At 75.4% G+C, this 14851-nt stretch carries 14 protein-coding genes and 1 riboswitch; of the genes, 5 read left to right on the plus strand and 9 right to left on the minus strand.

Translation table 11 applies throughout. From position 1 onward, the window contains the following. The first annotated feature begins 88 nt into the window (after nucleotides 1–88). Nucleotides 89–1156: a polyprenyl synthetase family protein gene (locus ACWEN6_RS14455; protein WP_452570621.1), complete on the plus strand. Its 1068-nt coding sequence runs from the start codon at nucleotides 89–91 to the stop codon at nucleotides 1154–1156. 93 nt (nucleotides 1157–1249) lie between these two features. On the opposite strand, the gene thiE is transcribed toward ACWEN6_RS14455, so the two are convergent. The 3 genes from thiE to ACWEN6_RS14470 form a co-directional block, all read right to left on the minus strand. Beyond that, nucleotides 1250–1888, minus strand: a complete 639-nt coding sequence (gene thiE, locus ACWEN6_RS14460) for a thiamine phosphate synthase (protein WP_452570622.1) — start codon at nucleotides 1886–1888, stop codon at nucleotides 1250–1252. Beyond that, nucleotides 1866–2198: an Rv2175c family DNA-binding protein gene (locus ACWEN6_RS14465; RefSeq protein ID WP_452570623.1), complete on the minus strand. Its 333-nt coding sequence runs from the start codon at nucleotides 2196–2198 to the stop codon at nucleotides 1866–1868. The genes thiE and ACWEN6_RS14465 overlap by 23 nt, the downstream gene beginning before the upstream one ends. A gap of 91 nt (nucleotides 2199–2289) precedes the next feature. After that, the gene (locus ACWEN6_RS14470) at nucleotides 2290–3459 is read right to left on the minus strand and encodes an NAD(P)/FAD-dependent oxidoreductase (protein WP_452570624.1); all 1170 of its coding nucleotides are present in this window, start codon (nucleotides 3457–3459) and stop codon (nucleotides 2290–2292) included. A gap of 178 nt (nucleotides 3460–3637) precedes the next feature. Continuing rightward, nucleotides 3638–3750: riboswitch (TPP riboswitch) on the plus strand. Between ACWEN6_RS14470 and thiO the strand changes: the two genes are divergently transcribed. From thiO to pknB, 4 genes are all read left to right on the plus strand, one after another. Next, nucleotides 3744–4907: a glycine oxidase ThiO gene (gene thiO / locus ACWEN6_RS14475; RefSeq protein ID WP_452570625.1), complete on the plus strand. Its 1164-nt coding sequence runs from the start codon at nucleotides 3744–3746 to the stop codon at nucleotides 4905–4907. (Overlaps the previous riboswitch by 7 nt.) A 73-nt stretch (nucleotides 4908–4980) precedes the next feature. Beyond that, nucleotides 4981–5172 (plus strand): sulfur carrier protein ThiS, encoded by a 192-nt coding sequence (gene thiS / locus ACWEN6_RS14480; RefSeq protein WP_452570626.1) that lies wholly within the window; start codon nucleotides 4981–4983, stop codon nucleotides 5170–5172. 208 nt (nucleotides 5173–5380) lie between these two features. Further along, a complete protein-coding gene (locus ACWEN6_RS14485) occupies nucleotides 5381–6100 on the plus strand; it encodes a thiazole synthase (RefSeq protein WP_452570795.1) in 720 nt (239 codons plus the stop codon). A 93-nt stretch (nucleotides 6101–6193) separates the two neighbouring features. Further along, entirely contained in the window at nucleotides 6194–8125 is a 1932-nt protein-coding gene (pknB, locus tag ACWEN6_RS14490) for a Stk1 family PASTA domain-containing Ser/Thr kinase (RefSeq protein WP_452570627.1), read from the plus strand. Between the two features lie 45 nt (nucleotides 8126–8170). Here the strand turns inward: pknB and alc are convergent, their stop codons facing one another. The 6 genes from alc to ACWEN6_RS14520 all read right to left on the minus strand — a co-directional run bounded on the left by alc (nucleotide 8171) and on the right by ACWEN6_RS14520 (nucleotide 14849). Next, a complete protein-coding gene (gene alc, locus ACWEN6_RS14495) occupies nucleotides 8171–9130 on the minus strand; it encodes an allantoicase (RefSeq protein WP_452570796.1) in 960 nt (319 codons plus the stop codon). Nucleotides 9131–9252: 122 nt separating this feature from the next. Further along, nucleotides 9253–10686, minus strand: coding sequence for an allantoinase AllB (gene allB / locus ACWEN6_RS14500; RefSeq protein WP_452570628.1), 1434 nt, complete (start codon nucleotides 10684–10686; stop codon nucleotides 9253–9255). After that, nucleotides 10673–11818, minus strand: a complete 1146-nt coding sequence (locus ACWEN6_RS14505; RefSeq protein WP_452570629.1) for a glycerate kinase — start codon at nucleotides 11816–11818, stop codon at nucleotides 10673–10675. The genes allB and ACWEN6_RS14505 overlap by 14 nt, the downstream gene beginning before the upstream one ends. A gap of 210 nt (nucleotides 11819–12028) precedes the next feature. Then, a complete protein-coding gene (locus ACWEN6_RS14510; RefSeq protein ID WP_452570630.1) occupies nucleotides 12029–13513 on the minus strand; it encodes an 8-oxoguanine deaminase in 1485 nt (494 codons plus the stop codon). Further along, a complete protein-coding gene (locus ACWEN6_RS14515; RefSeq protein WP_354843297.1) occupies nucleotides 13510–13983 on the minus strand; it encodes a (2Fe-2S)-binding protein in 474 nt (157 codons plus the stop codon). Before ACWEN6_RS14515 ends, ACWEN6_RS14510 begins: the two co-directional genes overlap by 4 nt. Next, nucleotides 13974–14849, minus strand: coding sequence for an FAD binding domain-containing protein (locus ACWEN6_RS14520; protein ID WP_452570631.1), 876 nt, complete (start codon nucleotides 14847–14849; stop codon nucleotides 13974–13976). Before ACWEN6_RS14520 ends, ACWEN6_RS14515 begins: the two co-directional genes overlap by 10 nt. Nucleotides 14850–14851: the final 2 nt, after the last annotated feature.

Here is a 14851-nt window from a genome sequence, read left to right on the forward strand (position 1 = left end):
CGCCGGGCGTGCCACCGCCGGTCCATGGCGTGGGTCACACAAGGGGAGGGGAAGCGGCGGCCCGTTGTACGGCCGTTAATCTCAGAGCATGACCACTTCCTTCGCCCTGTCGGACGCGTTCCGTTCCGAGGTGGACCAGCGCCTGCGGGCGTTCGTCGACCGGCAGCGCCCCCTGGTCAGCGGCCCGGAGCTGAGCCCGCTTCTCGTGGCCGCCGAGGACTTCCTCGCCGGCGGCAAGCGGCTGCGCCCGGCCTTCTGCTACTGGGGCTGGCGCGGCGCGGGCGGAGGCGAGGACGCCGCCATCTTCACCGCCGCCGCCTCGCTGGAGCTCCTGCAGGCCAGCGCGCTCATCCACGACGACGTGATGGACGCCAGCGACATGCGGCGGGGCCGTCCGTCGGCGCACCGGCGGTTCCAGTCGCTGCACGAGGACTCGGGGTGGCAGGGGTCGGCGGAGCAGTTCGGCGAGGGCGCCGCGGTCCTGCTGGGAAGCCTGTTGCTGGTGTGGTCGGGCGAGATGTGGCGGACGAGCGGGCTGCCGGCCGAGGCGCTGGCCGCGGCCGAGCCGGTGCACGACCTGATGCGCACCGAGCTGATGTGCGGGCAGTACCTGGACCTGCTGGAGCAGGCGCACGGCCGCAGCACCTTCGACAGCGCGCTGCGGGTCGCGCTGCACAAGAGCGGCAAGTACTCCGTCGAGCAGCCGCTGCGCCTCGGGCTGCTGATGGCCGCGCGGGCGCCCGAGCCGTGGATCGACCGGCTGTGCGTCGACTACGGGCAGAAGGTCGGCATCGCCTTCCAGCTCCGCGACGACGTGCTCGGCGTGTTCGGCGACCCGGCCGAGACCGGCAAGCCCGCCGGCGACGACCTGCGGGAGGGCAAGCGCACGATGCTGATCGCGCGCACGCTGTCGGAGGCGACGCCCGAGCAGGCCGCCGACGTGCGCCTGCTGCTCGGCGACCCCAAGCTGGAGCAGGACGGCGTCGAACGGCTGCGCGCGATCATCGAGGACACCGGCGCCCTGGCGGCGAGCGAAGAGATGATCAAGCGCTATCTGGACGACGCGCTGACGTCCCTGGAGCGCGCGCCGATCACCGGCGAGGCGCGCGAGGCCCTGCACGAGCTCGCCGTGGCCGCGACGGCCCGCCGCAGCTGACGACGGCCCCGCCGGGTCACGTGAGAACGGCCCCGCCGGCCGTGCGCCGTGGCCGGCATCACGCGCCGCGGACGACGACGGCCCCGCCGGGGGTCAGCCGGGCGTGAGACGGCGGGCGAACTCGGCGGCGGCGGCTCCGGGGTCCTCCGCCTCGGTGATGGCGCGCACCACCACGACCCGGGTGACCCCGTAGGACATGACCTCGTCCAGCGTGCCGAGGTCGATGCCGCCGATGCCGAACCACGGCCGATCGGCCGCCAGGGCCGCGGCGTGCTTCAGCAGCCCGGGGCCCGGAGCGAAACGGCCCGGCTTGGTGGGCGTCGGCCAGATCGGCCCGCAGCAGAAGTAGTCGACGCCCTCCTCGACCGCCGCGGCGGAGGCCTCGGCGTCGCTGTGGGTCGAGCGGCCGATCAGGACCTCCGGGCCGAGGATGTCGCGCGCGACCGCCACGGGCAGGTCGTCCTGGCCGAGGTGCAGCACGTCGGGGCGCGCGGCGTAGGCGATGTCGGCCCGGTCGTTGACCGCCAGCAACGCCCCGTGCCTGTCACAGGCCGCGCGGAACACCTCCAGCAGCGCGAGCTCCTCGCGGGCCTCCAGACCCTTCTCGCGCAGTTGGACGACGTCCACGCCCGAGGCGAGGACGGCGTCCAGGAACTGGTCGAGATCGCCTTGGCGGCGGCGCCCGTCGGTGCAGAGGTAGAGCCTGGCGTCAGAAAGCGAGCGCCTGGGCACGCCTTTTCACCTCGGTGTGCCGACCGGCGACGATCGCGTCGATGGGGGCTCCCGGCAAGGAGTCGTCGGCGGTGAACAGCCACCGCAGGGCCTCGGCGTCGTCGTAGCCGGAGTCGGACAGCACGGTGAGGGTGCCCGGCAGGCCCTTCACCACGTCGTCGCCGGCGATGAACTTCGCGGGGACCTCGGGCTCTGGGCCGCCGCGGCGGACGCCGATGAGCTTCTTGTCCTTCAGAAGCTGCTTGGCGCGCCCGGTGCTGAGCCCGAGCCGCCTGCCCACTTCCGTGAGGGGGAGCCACTCCCCCACCATTTGATCAGTCTCGCGGTCGATCTGTGCAACAGAAAGCGTCACGGAACCACAACTACCACGTCGCGCCTCTTCTCAAACACCCCGCAGGGGGTCACAAGCAGTCGCGCAAGGGTATCGAGGGGTCGATCGCCCGATCAACGTCGACTCTTTGCCCGCCCTCGACGATGCGGCGGCCCTGGACCAGGTCACGGGGACGGTCGACGGTGAGGATGGCGGCCAGCCTGTCGTCCGGGGTGAACCAGCACGCCGCCCACTTCCGGTCGGTCTCGGGGTCGCCGCGCAGCACCAGCCGGCCCCCGTCGTGGTGGCCGGCGTACTGCACCATGCGGCCGAACTGCTCGGACCAGAAATAGGGCACCGGGTCGTACACGGCGGACTGGCCGAGCAGGGTGGCCACCGCGGTCTCGGGGGCGTTCAGGGCGGTGTCCCAGTGCTCGACGCGCATGCGCCGCCCGAAGCGCCGCGACCACCAGTTGGCGCAGTCTCCGGCCGCGACGACGCCCTCCATGGAGGTGCGGAGGTGCTCGTCGACCAGGACGCCGTTGTCTACCTCGATGCCCGAGCCGGCCAGCCAGGCGACGTTCGGGCGCACGCCGACGCCGGTGACCACGACGTCGGCCGGGATCCACGAGCCGTCCATCATGGTCAGCCCGCCGGGGTCGATCGAGCCGACCATCGTGCCGAGCCGCAGGTCGATGCCCGCCTCGGCGTACCAGGAGGCGGTGCGGGCGCCGACCTCGGGCCCGAGGGCCACGGCCAGCGGTGACTCGGCGGCCTCGACGACGGTCACCTCGCAGCCGGCGCGGCGGGCCGCGGTGGCGACCTCGGCGCCGATCCACCCGGCGCCGACGATCGCGACGCGGCACTCGGGTACGAGCGCGGCGCGCAGGGCCAGGGAGTCGTCGATGGTGCGCAGCACGTGCTGGGCGCCCTCGCCGCGCAGCCGGACGGGGGTGGCGCCGGTGGCGATGACCAGGCCGTCGTACTCCAGTTCGCCCTCGGTGGTCTCCAGGGCGCCCTCGCGAAGCCCCTTGGCGGAGACGTTGGTGCGCAGATCGACGTCCAGCGCGCCGAGATCGGAGTCGACGACCGTCGAGTCCAGCTCGCCCAGCAGCACGGCCTTGGACAGCGGAGGCCGGTCGTACGGCCGATGGGCCTCCTCGCCGATCAGAGTGACGCGCCCTCGGTATCCGCGCGCCCGTAGCGCCTCGACACTGCGCACGCCGGCCAGTCCGGCCCCCACCACCACGACATGATTCACAACCCGACCCTAAGCGGCCAGGACGGTAACCCGCCAACGGCGATTTGGTAACAAATTGGCTCACTGTCCCATACGGGCAGTGATGAGACCACTCAAGCGGGTGGCGATGCCGTACCAGGGCGGAAACGGACCGCCTCTCCCGCCGTCCCCGGCGGCGCCGGGACGGGATTAGGCTGGGTCCACCACGCGCGGGAGTCCGGCGAAACCGGGCTGAGAGGAGGGCTGAGGGCCCTCGACCGCCACGAACCTGATCCGGGTCATGCCGGCGAAGGGAGCGGACTCAGATGCAGGTGTCGAACGCGCCCCCGGCGGGCGCCGGGCGGCACGCCGACATGGTCGTCGTGGGCGGCGGCATCATCGGGCTCTCCATCGCCTGGCGCGCCGCCCGGCACGGGCGTTCCGTCATCGTCGTCGACCCCGCGCCCGGCTCGGGCGCCTCGCACGCGGCGGCGGGGATGCTCGCCCCGGTCAGCGAGGTCGCCTACACCGAGGAGCCCCTGCTGCGGCTCGGCCTGGCCTCGCTGGCCCGCTGGCCGGCGTTCGCCGCCGAGCTGTCGGCGGAGTCGGGCGTGGACGTCGACCACCGCGGCGAGGGCACGCTCGACGTGGCCTTCGGCGCGGACGACCTGGCGGCGTTGTCCGAGGTGGCCGGCTTCCTGGAGAAGTTGTCGCTGCCCGTCCAGCGGCTCACCGGGCGGGAGTGCCGCCGTGCCGAGCCGATGCTCGCTCCCTCCGTCCGGGGCGGCATCCTGGTCGCCGGCGACGCCTGGGTGGATCCCCGCCGCGTCACGGCCGCCCTGCTCGCCGCGCTGGCGCGCCGCGGCGTGCCGGTGGTCGCCGACCGCGTGACGGGGCTGCTCTCCGCGGACGGGCCCGTGCGGGGGGTGCGGTGCGCGAGCGGCACGGCGATCGGCGCCGGGCTGGTCGTCCTGGCGGCGGGGGCGTGGTCGGGCTCCCTTCCGGGCCTGCCCCCCGAGGTGCTCCCTCCGGTGCGCCCGGTCAAGGGGCAGATCATGCGGCTGCGCGGCGCTCCGGGGTTCCTCGGCCGGTGCGTGCGCGGCGTCGTGCACGGTTCGCGTGCCTACCTCGTGCCGCGCGGCGACGGCGAGATCGTGCTCGGCGCCACGCAGGAGGAGATGGGGTTCGACACCCGGGTGACCGCCGGGGCGCTGTGGGAGCTGCTGCGCGACGCCCGCGAGCTGGTGCCGGGGATCACCGAGCTGGAGGTGGTCGACCTGGCGGCGGGGCTGCGCCCGGGAACGCCGGACAACCTGCCGGTGATCGGCCCGAGCGGCGTGGACGGGCTGGTGCTGGCCACCGGCCACCACCGGGGCGGCGTCCTGCTGTGCCCGCTCACCGCCGAGCTGGTGGCCGGCGACCCCGACCCGGGGCTCGTCCCCCTCGCGGCGCTCTGCTCCCCTCTGCGCTTCACCGAGGCCCACCGATGAACGAAGGAGGAACGGGGCGCGCGCCCTGGCGGCGGCCAGGGCCCTCCCGCGCCCCGGAACGGCGATGAATGTAATGATCAACGGTGTGTCCTGCGACCTGCCCGCCGGGGCGACCGTCGCCCGCGCGGTCCAGGAGCTGACCTCGTCGGGCGCGGGCGTCGCGGTGGCGGTGAACGACGAGGTGGTGCGGCGCGGCGCGTGGCAGTCCACCACGCTCACTGAGCACGACCGCGTCGAGGTGCTGACGGCGGTGCAAGGTGGCTGACCACGGCGCCGGCCCCGCGGCCGGGCACGACATCGATCAGACCGGTACGACCAAGGCGGCCGGGGACGACGACGGCCGGGCCGGCGCCACCAGGGCGCCCGGGGACGACCTCGACCGCACCGGTGCGCACCCGGCGCCGGGGCACGACCTCGACGAGGCGGGCGACGCGCTGGTCATCGCCGGGGAGAAGTTCACCTCCCGGCTGATCATGGGGACCGGAGGCGCGCCCTCGCTGGAGGTCCTGGACCGGGCGCTGGCCGCCTCCGCCACCGAGATCACCACGGTGGCCATGCGGCGCCTGGACCCGGCGGCCCGGGGGTCGGTGCTGGACGTGCTGCGCGGCCGGGGCGTCAAGGTGCTGCCCAACACGGCGGGCTGCTTCACCGCGGGCGAGGCCGTGCTGACCGCGCGCCTGGCGCGCGAGGCGCTCGGCACCGACTGGGTGAAGCTGGAGGTCATCAACGACGAGCGCACGCTGCTCCCCGATCCCATCGAGACCTTCGACGCCGCCGAGCGGCTGGTCGCCGACGGGTTCGTCGTCCTGCCCTACATCGGGGACGACCCGGCGCTCGCGCGGCGGCTGGAGCAGGCGGGGTGCGCGGCGGTGATGCCCCTGGGCTCCCCGATCGGCTCGGGTCTCGGCATCCGCAACCCGCACAACATCGAGCTGATCGTCGAGGCGGCGGCCGTCCCGGTGATCCTGGACGCCGGCATCGGCACGGCGAGCGACGCGGCCCTGGCGATGGAGCTAGGATGCGACGCGGTCCTGCTCGCCAGCGCCGTCACCCGCGCCCAGCGGCCCGGCCTGATGGCGTCGGCGATGCGCGAGGCCGTTCTGGCAGGTCGCATGGCGCGCCTCGCCGGCCGGATCCCCCGGCGGCGGTACGCTGAGGCCTCCTCGCCGGCGATCGAGCCGCGTGCCAGGTGACAACGATGACCCCTTGGGGACGGGAGAACATGTCGGCATCGGTTTGGGATGTGCTTGCCCTCCCCCCGGCAAACCGCCCGTAAACTCACTCCCGTGGACACGACGGTTGCGGACCCCCTTCTAGGGCGGCTGCTGGACGGGCGGTACCGGGTCGAATCCCGCATCGCCCGGGGCGGCATGGCCGCTGTCTACCTGGCCCTGGACGTCCGGCTCGACCGCACGGTCGCCCTGAAGGTCATGCATCCCTCGCTCGCCGAGGACCCCGACTTCGTCCGCCGCTTCATCGGCGAGGCCAAGTCCGTCGCCAGCCTGTCGCACCCGAACGTCGTGCACGTCTTCGACCAGGGCACCGACGCGGGCAACGTCTACCTGTCGATGGAGTACGTCCCCGGGCGCACCCTGCGCGACGTGCTCCGCCGGCGGGGGCGCCTTCCCGCCCGCGAGGCCCTGGAGATCCTCATCCCGGTGCTGGCCGCCCTCGGCGCGGCCCACCAGGCGGGCATGGTGCACCGGGACGTCAAGCCCGAGAACGTCCTGCTCACCGACGACGGCCGGGTCAAAGTCGTCGACTTCGGGCTGGCCCGCGCGATCGAGGCGGGCAACCAGACCAAGACCGGCGTGATGATCGGCACGATCGCGTACATGTCGCCCGAGCAGGTGACCGCCGGGGTGGCCGACGCGCGCAGCGACGTGTACGCCGCGGGGGTGCTGCTGTTCGAGCTGCTGACCGGGCAGCAGCCCTATCAGGGCGACAGCCCCATGTCGGTGGCCTACCGCCACGTCCACGACCGGGTCCCCGCGCCCTCGGCGATCATCCCGGGCACGCCGCAGGCGCTGGACGCGCTGGTGCTCTCGGCGACCGACCGCGACCCCGCGCGCCGTCCGGCCGACGCCACGGCCATGCTGGTCGCCGCCGTCGAGGCCCACCGCACGCTGCCGCGCGACCCGGGGCCGCACGTCCCGCCCGCCGGGGCCACGTCCCCCTCGATGCTCCGCGAGACCGGCGTGATGCCGCGCGAGACCGTCCCGCCGGCCCATCCCACTCTCATCCACTCCCAGACCGAGATGCTGGCCGCCCCGCCGGTGGCGCCGGGCCCGCCCGGCGGACGCCGCGGCGTCCGGCCGGTCTGGCTCATCGCGGCGCTGGCCGTCGTCATGATCGGCGCGGTCGCCGGCACCGGCTGGTGGTTCTCCGAGGGCCGGTACACCAAGGTCCCCGACCTGCTCGGCCTCAACGTCACCCTCGCCAAGGAGAAGGCCGAGAGGCAGGGCTTCGCGGTCAAGATCGGCCCCGCCGAGCACGACGACAAGCTCGCCGAGGACAAGGTGCTGCGCACCGATCCCGAGCCGGGCAAGGACGTCCTCAACGACGCGGTAATCACGCTCATCCCCTCCTCCGGCCCGGTCAAGATCGCCGTGCCGAACGTGCTGAACCTCTCCCAGGGCGACGCGCAGGCGAAGATCTCCGAGGCGGGGCTGACCCCTGGCCCGGTCAGCCGGGTGCCCAGTGACACCGTCCAGCGCGGCCTGGTGATGCGCACCAGCCCGCAGGTCGGCACGAAGGTCCGCGAGGGCAGCCACGTGCAGCTCGTCCTGAGCGCCGGGCTGCTGATGCCGGACGTCAGCGACATGCAGTGCGACCAGGCCGACGCGTTCCTGCGGCAGAAGGGCTTCGTCCCGACGGTCGTGCAGCAGACCGACAACGCCCAGCCCAACACCATCATCGCGCAGGTCCCGACCGCGCGGTCGGAGGTCACCGCCGGGCAGAACGTGCAGCTCACCTGCTCCAAGGGGCCCGACACCGGCTTCCACTGGCCGTGGGAGAGGCCCGACAACCCCCAGCCCGGCCAGGCGCTCGTCGCCATCCCCGACGTCCGGTTCAAGAAGGTCGCCGACGCCACGAACGAGCTGCGCGCGGCCGGGTTCAAGGTCCGGGTGCGCCGCATCGCCGGCACCGGCGCGGTCGTGGCCGAGAACCCGCTCGGACAGGCCCCGGCGGGCACCCGCATCACCATCTGGCACTGACCCGCCCGGGCGCGCCGAGGTCCGTCCGTCGCGCCCGGGGAGCGATCAGACCCGCGCGCCGTCGCCGGGGGCGGGGATGCCGTAGAGGCGCAGGCGGCCGAGGCCGCCGTCGGGGTGGATGTCAAGGCGGACGTGCGTCGCCGGCCGCTCGCCGGCCAGGCGGAAGCGGTGGCGGGTGTCCGGCTGGAGCCGGATGCGGGGCAGCAGCTCGAACCATCCGGCGTCCGGCCCGGGCTCCGCGCCGCCGGGCACGTGGGCGGCGGTGAGCGACGCCGCGCCGGGGGCGTTGTAGACCAGGTTCGCGGTGTCCAGCTCGGCGACCCGGACGACGCCGGGGACGGCCAGCCGCACGACGAGCCAGTCGTTGCCACCGTCGCGGCGGCGGGCGGTCTCCCACCCTTCGGCCTGGTGGCGGGGCGACCCGGGGGCGATGACGTTCAGCGGGGAGGAGTAGAACTCGTCGGAGCAGGCCGTGACCAGCGCGCCGTTCTCCAGGGCTGCCAGGTCCAGGGGCATCGCGTCGTGCATGGCGAGGTCGGCGGCCACCTCGCCGTGGACGCGGAGCCGGGCGACGCCGCCGTCGGGGAAGATGTTCAGCCGCACGTGGGTGAACCGGCTCCCGGTGGTCACGGGGAAGGTGTGCTCGCTGTCGCCGGTCAGCGGGCTCCGCGGCACGATCTCGGCCCAGGACGCCTCGCGCAGCTCGTCCGCCGAGGGATACCCGGCGGCCTCGCACGCCTCGACGGAGGCGAAGGGCGGGTAGTTGCCGGTGAACCAGGCGGTGTCGACGACCACGGCCCGCACGACGCCGGGCATGCCGAGGCGGACGACGGCCCAGTCGTGACCCGGCTCGCGCCGGCGGCGGGTCTCCCAGCCGTCGTACACCTGACCGCGAGGGCCGAACGTCCCGGCCTGGAAGGCGGGCCGGCCGGGCCTGACCAGCGCCTGGCGCTCGGCGAAGGACTCGTCGCTGGCAGCCACCACCGATCCGCCGTAGGAGCGCAAGGCGAGGTCGGGTAGCCGGCGCGGGTCCGGGACGGTCGCAGGGACGGTCGCCGGAGCCCGTCCTGGGGCAGGGGGACGGCTCGCCGCGGCGGCGGGCGCCGAAGCCGAGTGGTGCGGAGTGGTCACAGCAGGGCTCCGAAGGGAGGTTCGGCGTCGGTGACGGGACGGCCGCGCAGCCAGGTGGCCTGGACGACGCCGGTCAGCGTGCGGCCGTGGTAGGGCGTGAGGGGATTTCGGTGGCGCAGCGCGCCCGCCTGGACGGTGAACTCGGCGGTGTCGTCGAAGGCGACCAGGTCGGCGTCCGCCCCCACGGCCAGCCGGCCCTTGGCGGGCAGCCCCGCGAGCGCGGCCGGTCCGCGCGACATCCACCCGGTCACCCGGTCCAGGCCGTGCCCGCGCGCCCGGGCCTCGGTCCACACGGCGGGCAGTCCGACCTGGAGGGAGGAGACCCCGCCCCAGGCGGCGGCGAAGTCGGGGACCTTCAGGTCGGCGGTGGAGGGCGAGTGGTCGGACACCACGCAGCTCAGCACGCCCCCGGCCAGCCCCTCCCACAGCCGGTCGCGGTTGCCGGCGTCCCTGATCGGCGGGCAGCACTTGAACTCCGGGCCGCGCACCTGCTCGGCGGTGATGGTGAGGTAGTGGGGGCAGGTCTCGGCGCTGACCGGCACCCCTTCGCGCCGCGCGGCCTCCAGCGGTTCCAGGCAGGAGGCCGAGGACACGTGCAGGATGTGCGCCCGCGCGCCGGTCTCGCGGGCGGCGGCGATGACGCGCTCGACGGCCCGCCGCTCGGCCTCCCCCGGGCGCGAGTCCAGGAACTGGGCGTACGTCGGCCCGGCCGGGTCGGTGAGCAGCGCCGGATCCTCGGCGTGCACCACGACGAGCCCGCCGAAGGCGGCCACCGCGCGCATGGCCGCGCGCAGCCCGTCCGCGTCGAGCGGCGGGAACTCCTCCACGCCCGAGGGCGACAGGAAGCACTTGAAGCCGCGCACGCCGGCCTCGTGCAGGGGACGCAGCTCGCCTGCGTTGCCGGGGATCGCGCCGCCCCAGAAGGCCACGTCGACGGCGCACTGGCCGGCCGCCGCCGCCCGCTTGGCCGCCAGGGCGGGGACGTCGACGGTCGGCGGCAGGGAGTTGAGCGGCATGTCGACGATCGTGGTGACGCCGCCGGCCGCCGCCGCCCTGGTGGCCGTGGCGAAGCCCTCCCAGTGGGTGCGTCCCGGCTCGTTGACGTGCACGTGGCTGTCCACCAGCCCCGGCAGCAGGCACACCTCGCCGAGGTCCACCGTCTCGGCGGCCGCCGCCTCGGCCTCGTACGGGAGCAGGGCGGCGATCACCCCGTCCCGGACGGCCACGGCCAGCGGGCGCTCGCCGTCGGGGAGCACCGCCCGCCGCGACCGCACGACCAGGTCGAACGTGCCCGCCGCGGTGGCCGGAGTGGCCCCGGGCGCGCTTCTGTGGCCTGGGGCGTCGCCGGTCGCGCCGGGAAAGGCGCCGGGCGCCTTCGCCGGCGCCGCGGAGGCGGGCGGGCGGGGGCCGGGGCGGTCAGTCGGCGGCATGGGCGGGGGCCTGGGAGAGCCGGTCCGCGGCGAGCCCGGCGGCGAGCCGTTCCAGCAGCGGGCCGGCCTCGGCCATGCAGCGGCGCACGTCGGCCTCGATGTCGGTGAGGGCGTACGCCGCCTGGATGCCGGCGGCGCGCAGTTCGTCGTCGGTGAGCGTCCGGCGGCCGCACACGGCGACGACCGGCACCCCGGCGCGTCCCGCCGCCTCGGCGACCCCGGCGGGCGCCTTGCCGCGCAGCGTCTGGCCGTCCAGCGACCCCTCGCCGGTGATGACCAGGCGCGCGCCGTCGAGCCGGCCGGCGAAGCCGAGCAGGTCGAGCAGCAGGCGGATGCCGGGCCGGATCTCCGCGCCCAGGAAGGCCATGGCGGCGAACCCCACCCCGCCGGCCGCTCCGGCGCCCGGGTCGTCGCGCACCCGCACGCCCAGCTCGCGCTCGGCCACGTCGGCCCAGTGCGCCAGGCCCTCCTCCAGCCGGGGCAGCTCGCCGGGGCCCGCGCCCTTCTGCGGCCCGTACACGGCGGCGGCGCCGTCCGGGCCGAGCAGCGGGTTGTCCACGTCGCTGGCCACGACGAACGCGGTGCCGGGCGGGCGGGCGAAGCCGTCCAGGTCGAGGGTGCGCAGGTCGGCCAGCGCGCCGCCTCCCGGGGGCAGCTCCCGGCCGCGCGCGTCGAGCAGGCGCACCCCGAGGGCGCGCATCATGCCGGAGCCGCCGTCGGTGCAGGCGCTCCCGCCGAGGCCGAGCACGATCTGGCGAGGGTCGTGGCGCAGCGCGGCGGCCACCAGGTCACCCGTGCCGTGGCTGGTCGCGGTGAGCGGGGCGAGCCGCCCGCCGGTGAGCCGGTGCAGCCCGGACGCCTCGGCCAGCTCGACCACCGCGACGTCGTCCTTCACGCCGTAGGCGGCGGTCACCGGCTCGCCGGTCGGCCCGGAGGCGACGGTCTCCACGCGCCGGAACCCGCAGGCGACGGCGGCCTCGACCGTGCCGTCCCCGCCGTCGGCGACCGGCATGGTCACCACCTCGACCTCCGGGCGCGCGGCGCGCAGCCCCGCGGCCACGCGCGCGGCGACCTCGACGGCGCCGAGCGACCCTTTGAACTTGTCCGGCGCGACCAGCACGTGTCCCGGCATCACCCGACGACCTCCCGCTCTTTTTAGTCCCGGCCTCACCCGGCGCGCTCGCGCCCGGGCGGAGCCTCCGCCGCGCGGAGACGCCCGGCGCACGCCCGGCCTCACCACAGAATCTTCCACGCCCCCCGCCGTCGCCTCGCCGCCGGGCCCCCGCGACGCGCCGGGGGGGCATGCGACAGGTCGATCACCGGCGAGCGCGGGCGGAGGCGGTCACCGGTGTACCTCCCCTGCCACGGTGACGCCGCGGTCGGCGGCCAGGCGCAGGAGGCGGCGGTGGGCGTCGGCACCGGCGCGGCCGGCGGCGTCGTGCGGGACGGTGCGCAGCTCGCCGTCCGCGACCACGGTGCGCCCGCCGACCAGCACGCGCGCCACCGGCGGCGGCGGCCCGAACACCAGCGCGCACACCGGGTCGTCGATGGCGGCGGCGAACCCGCCGACCCGCCACAGCACGATGTCGGCCAGCTTGCCGGGTTCCAGGGTGCCGATCTCGTCCTCGCGGCCCAGGCAGCGGGCGCCGCCGAGCGTGCCGAGTTCCAGGGCCTGCCGGGCGGTGAGCGCGGCCGGGCCGTAGCGGGCGCGCTGGAACAGCAGGGCCTGCCGCATCTCCCCGGCGAGCGTGGTCAGCTCGCTGGAGGCGGCGCCGTCCACGCCGAGCCCGACGGCCGCCCCGGCGCGCAGCATCTCCGACACCCGGGCGATGCCCGCGCCGAGGCGCCCGTTGGAGCTCGGGCAGTGGGCGGTGCCGGTGCCGGTGGCGGCGAAGCGCTCGATGTCGCGGTCGTGCAGGTGGACGGCGTGGGCCACCCAGACGTCGGGACCGAGCCAGCCGAGCTTGTCCATGTAGTCGACGGGCGTGCAGCCCATCTGGGCCAGGCAGTGCTCCTCCTCGTCGAGGGTCTCGCACAGGTGGGTGTGCAGCCGCACGCCCTTGTCGCGGGCGAGCGCCGCGGCCTCGGTCATCAGCTCGGCGCTCACCGAGAACGGCGAGCAGGGGGCGACGGCGACGCGCAGCATCGACCCCGGCGACGGGTCGTGGTAGGCGTCGACGGCCTCCGCCGTGGCGGCGAGGATCTCCGGGAGGCTCTCCACCACCTCGTCCGGGGGGAGGCCGCCCTGGGAGACGCCGCGGTCCATCGACCCGCGGCAGGGGTGGAAGCGCAGGCCGAGGTCCCGGGCGGCCTCGATCTCGGCGGCGAGCAGGTCGCCGCGGCCCTTGGGGAAGATGTAGTGGTGGTCGGTCGTGGTCGTGCAGCCGGACAGGGCAAGCCAGCCGAGCCCGGCGGTGGCCGCGCCCCTGACCACCTCGGCGTCCATGGCGGCCCACAGCCGGTAGAGCGCGGTCAGCCACTCGAACAGCGTGGCGTCCTGCGCCACGCCCTGGGAGGCCCACTGGTACAGGTGGTGGTGGGTGTTGACCAGCCCGGGGGTGGCCAGGCAACCGGCGCCGTCGATGCGGGCGGCGCCCGGGACGTCGGGGCCCGGACCGGCGCCGATGGCGGCGATGCGGGCGTCCCGGACGAGGATGTGCCCGTGCGCGATCTCGGGCCCGGCGACGGGGGCGATCGCGACGTTCTCGATCAGCGTGTCCCCTCCGCCTCCGCGCCGGCCGCCGGTCGCGGCCGTCTCGTGGCGGCCGGTCGCGTCCGTTCCGCGTCCGCCGGCCATCGAGCCGCCGGTCATCGGGCCGCCGGTCATCGGGCCGCCGCCTTGCGGGCGGCGGCCAGGCGTACCGCGTCGAGGATCTTCTCGTATCCGGTGCACCGGCACAGGTTGCCGGCCAGCGCCTCGCGGATCTCGGCGTCGGTGGGCTCGCCGACGCGCTCGATGAGGTCGTGCGCCTGGACCAGCAGGCCCGGCGTGCAGAAGCCGCACTGCACGGCGCCGCACTCGACGAAGGCCTCCTGCACCGGGTCCAGGCGCTCCCCGCCGGCCAGCCCTTCGACGGTGCGCACCTCGCGCCCCTCGGCCTGCCCGGCGGCCACCAGGCACGCGCACACGGGCAGGCCGTCCAGGTACACCGTGCACGAGCCGCACTCGCCCTGCTCGCAGGCGTTCTTGGCGCCCGGCAGGCCGACCCGCTCCCGCAGCACGTACAGCAGGCTCTCGCCCTCCCACACGCCGTCCACGGCCTCGGGCCTGCCGTTGACGGTGAGGTTCACGCGCATGCCGCCACCTTCCCTCGGTAGTCGTTCCAGGCCCAGGTGAGGGTGCGGCGGGCCATCACCGCGATCGCGTGGCGCCGGTAGGCCGCGGTGCCGCGCACGTCGTCGATGGGCGAGGCCGCCCCGGCCGCCAGCTCGCCGAACCGCGCGAGCAGCGCACCGTCCAGGGGCGCGGCCCCGGTCCAGTCGAGCTCCCGGCCGGCGAACTCCTCGGCCGCGCGGGCCCGCCGGGGCGTCGGGGCGGCCGAGCCGACGCCGGTGCCGACGCGGCGCTCGTGCGGGTGCAGGGCCAGCGCGAACGAGCACACCGCGATCACCATGGCGTTGCGCGGGCCGACCTTGGAGAAGTACTGCGGCCCGGTGGCCGGACGGGCGCGGAAGGCGCGGATCAGCTCGTCGGGTTCCAGCGCGCTCCGCTTGACGCCGAGGTAGAACTCCTCGGCCGGGATCAGGCGGGTGCCGCGGGCCGCGGACTCCACCTCGATGACGGCGTCCCCGGCGAGCAGCGGCGGGTGGCTGTCCCCGGCGGGGGACGCGGCGCCCAGATTGCCGCCGACCGAGCCGCGGTTGCGGATCTGAGACGAGCCGACCGTGCGGGACGCCTGGGCCAGCCCGGGGAGCCGGTCGCCCAGCTCGGCGATGATCCGGGCGTAGGACACCCCGGCGCCGACCCGCAGCAGGCCGTCGGCGGTGACCTCCCACTCGCCGAGCTCGCCGACCGTGGTGAGGTCGAGCAGCGCCACCGGGCGCCGCACGTCGAAGTTGATCTCCACCATCACGTCGGTGCCGCCCTGGATGGGCACGGCGTCCGGGACGGCCGCCTTCGCGGCCAGGGCCTCGGCCCAGGTGGCGGGTCGCAGGAAGTCCAACG

The sequence above is a fragment of the Sphaerisporangium sp. NPDC004334 genome, assembly GCF_053602655.1.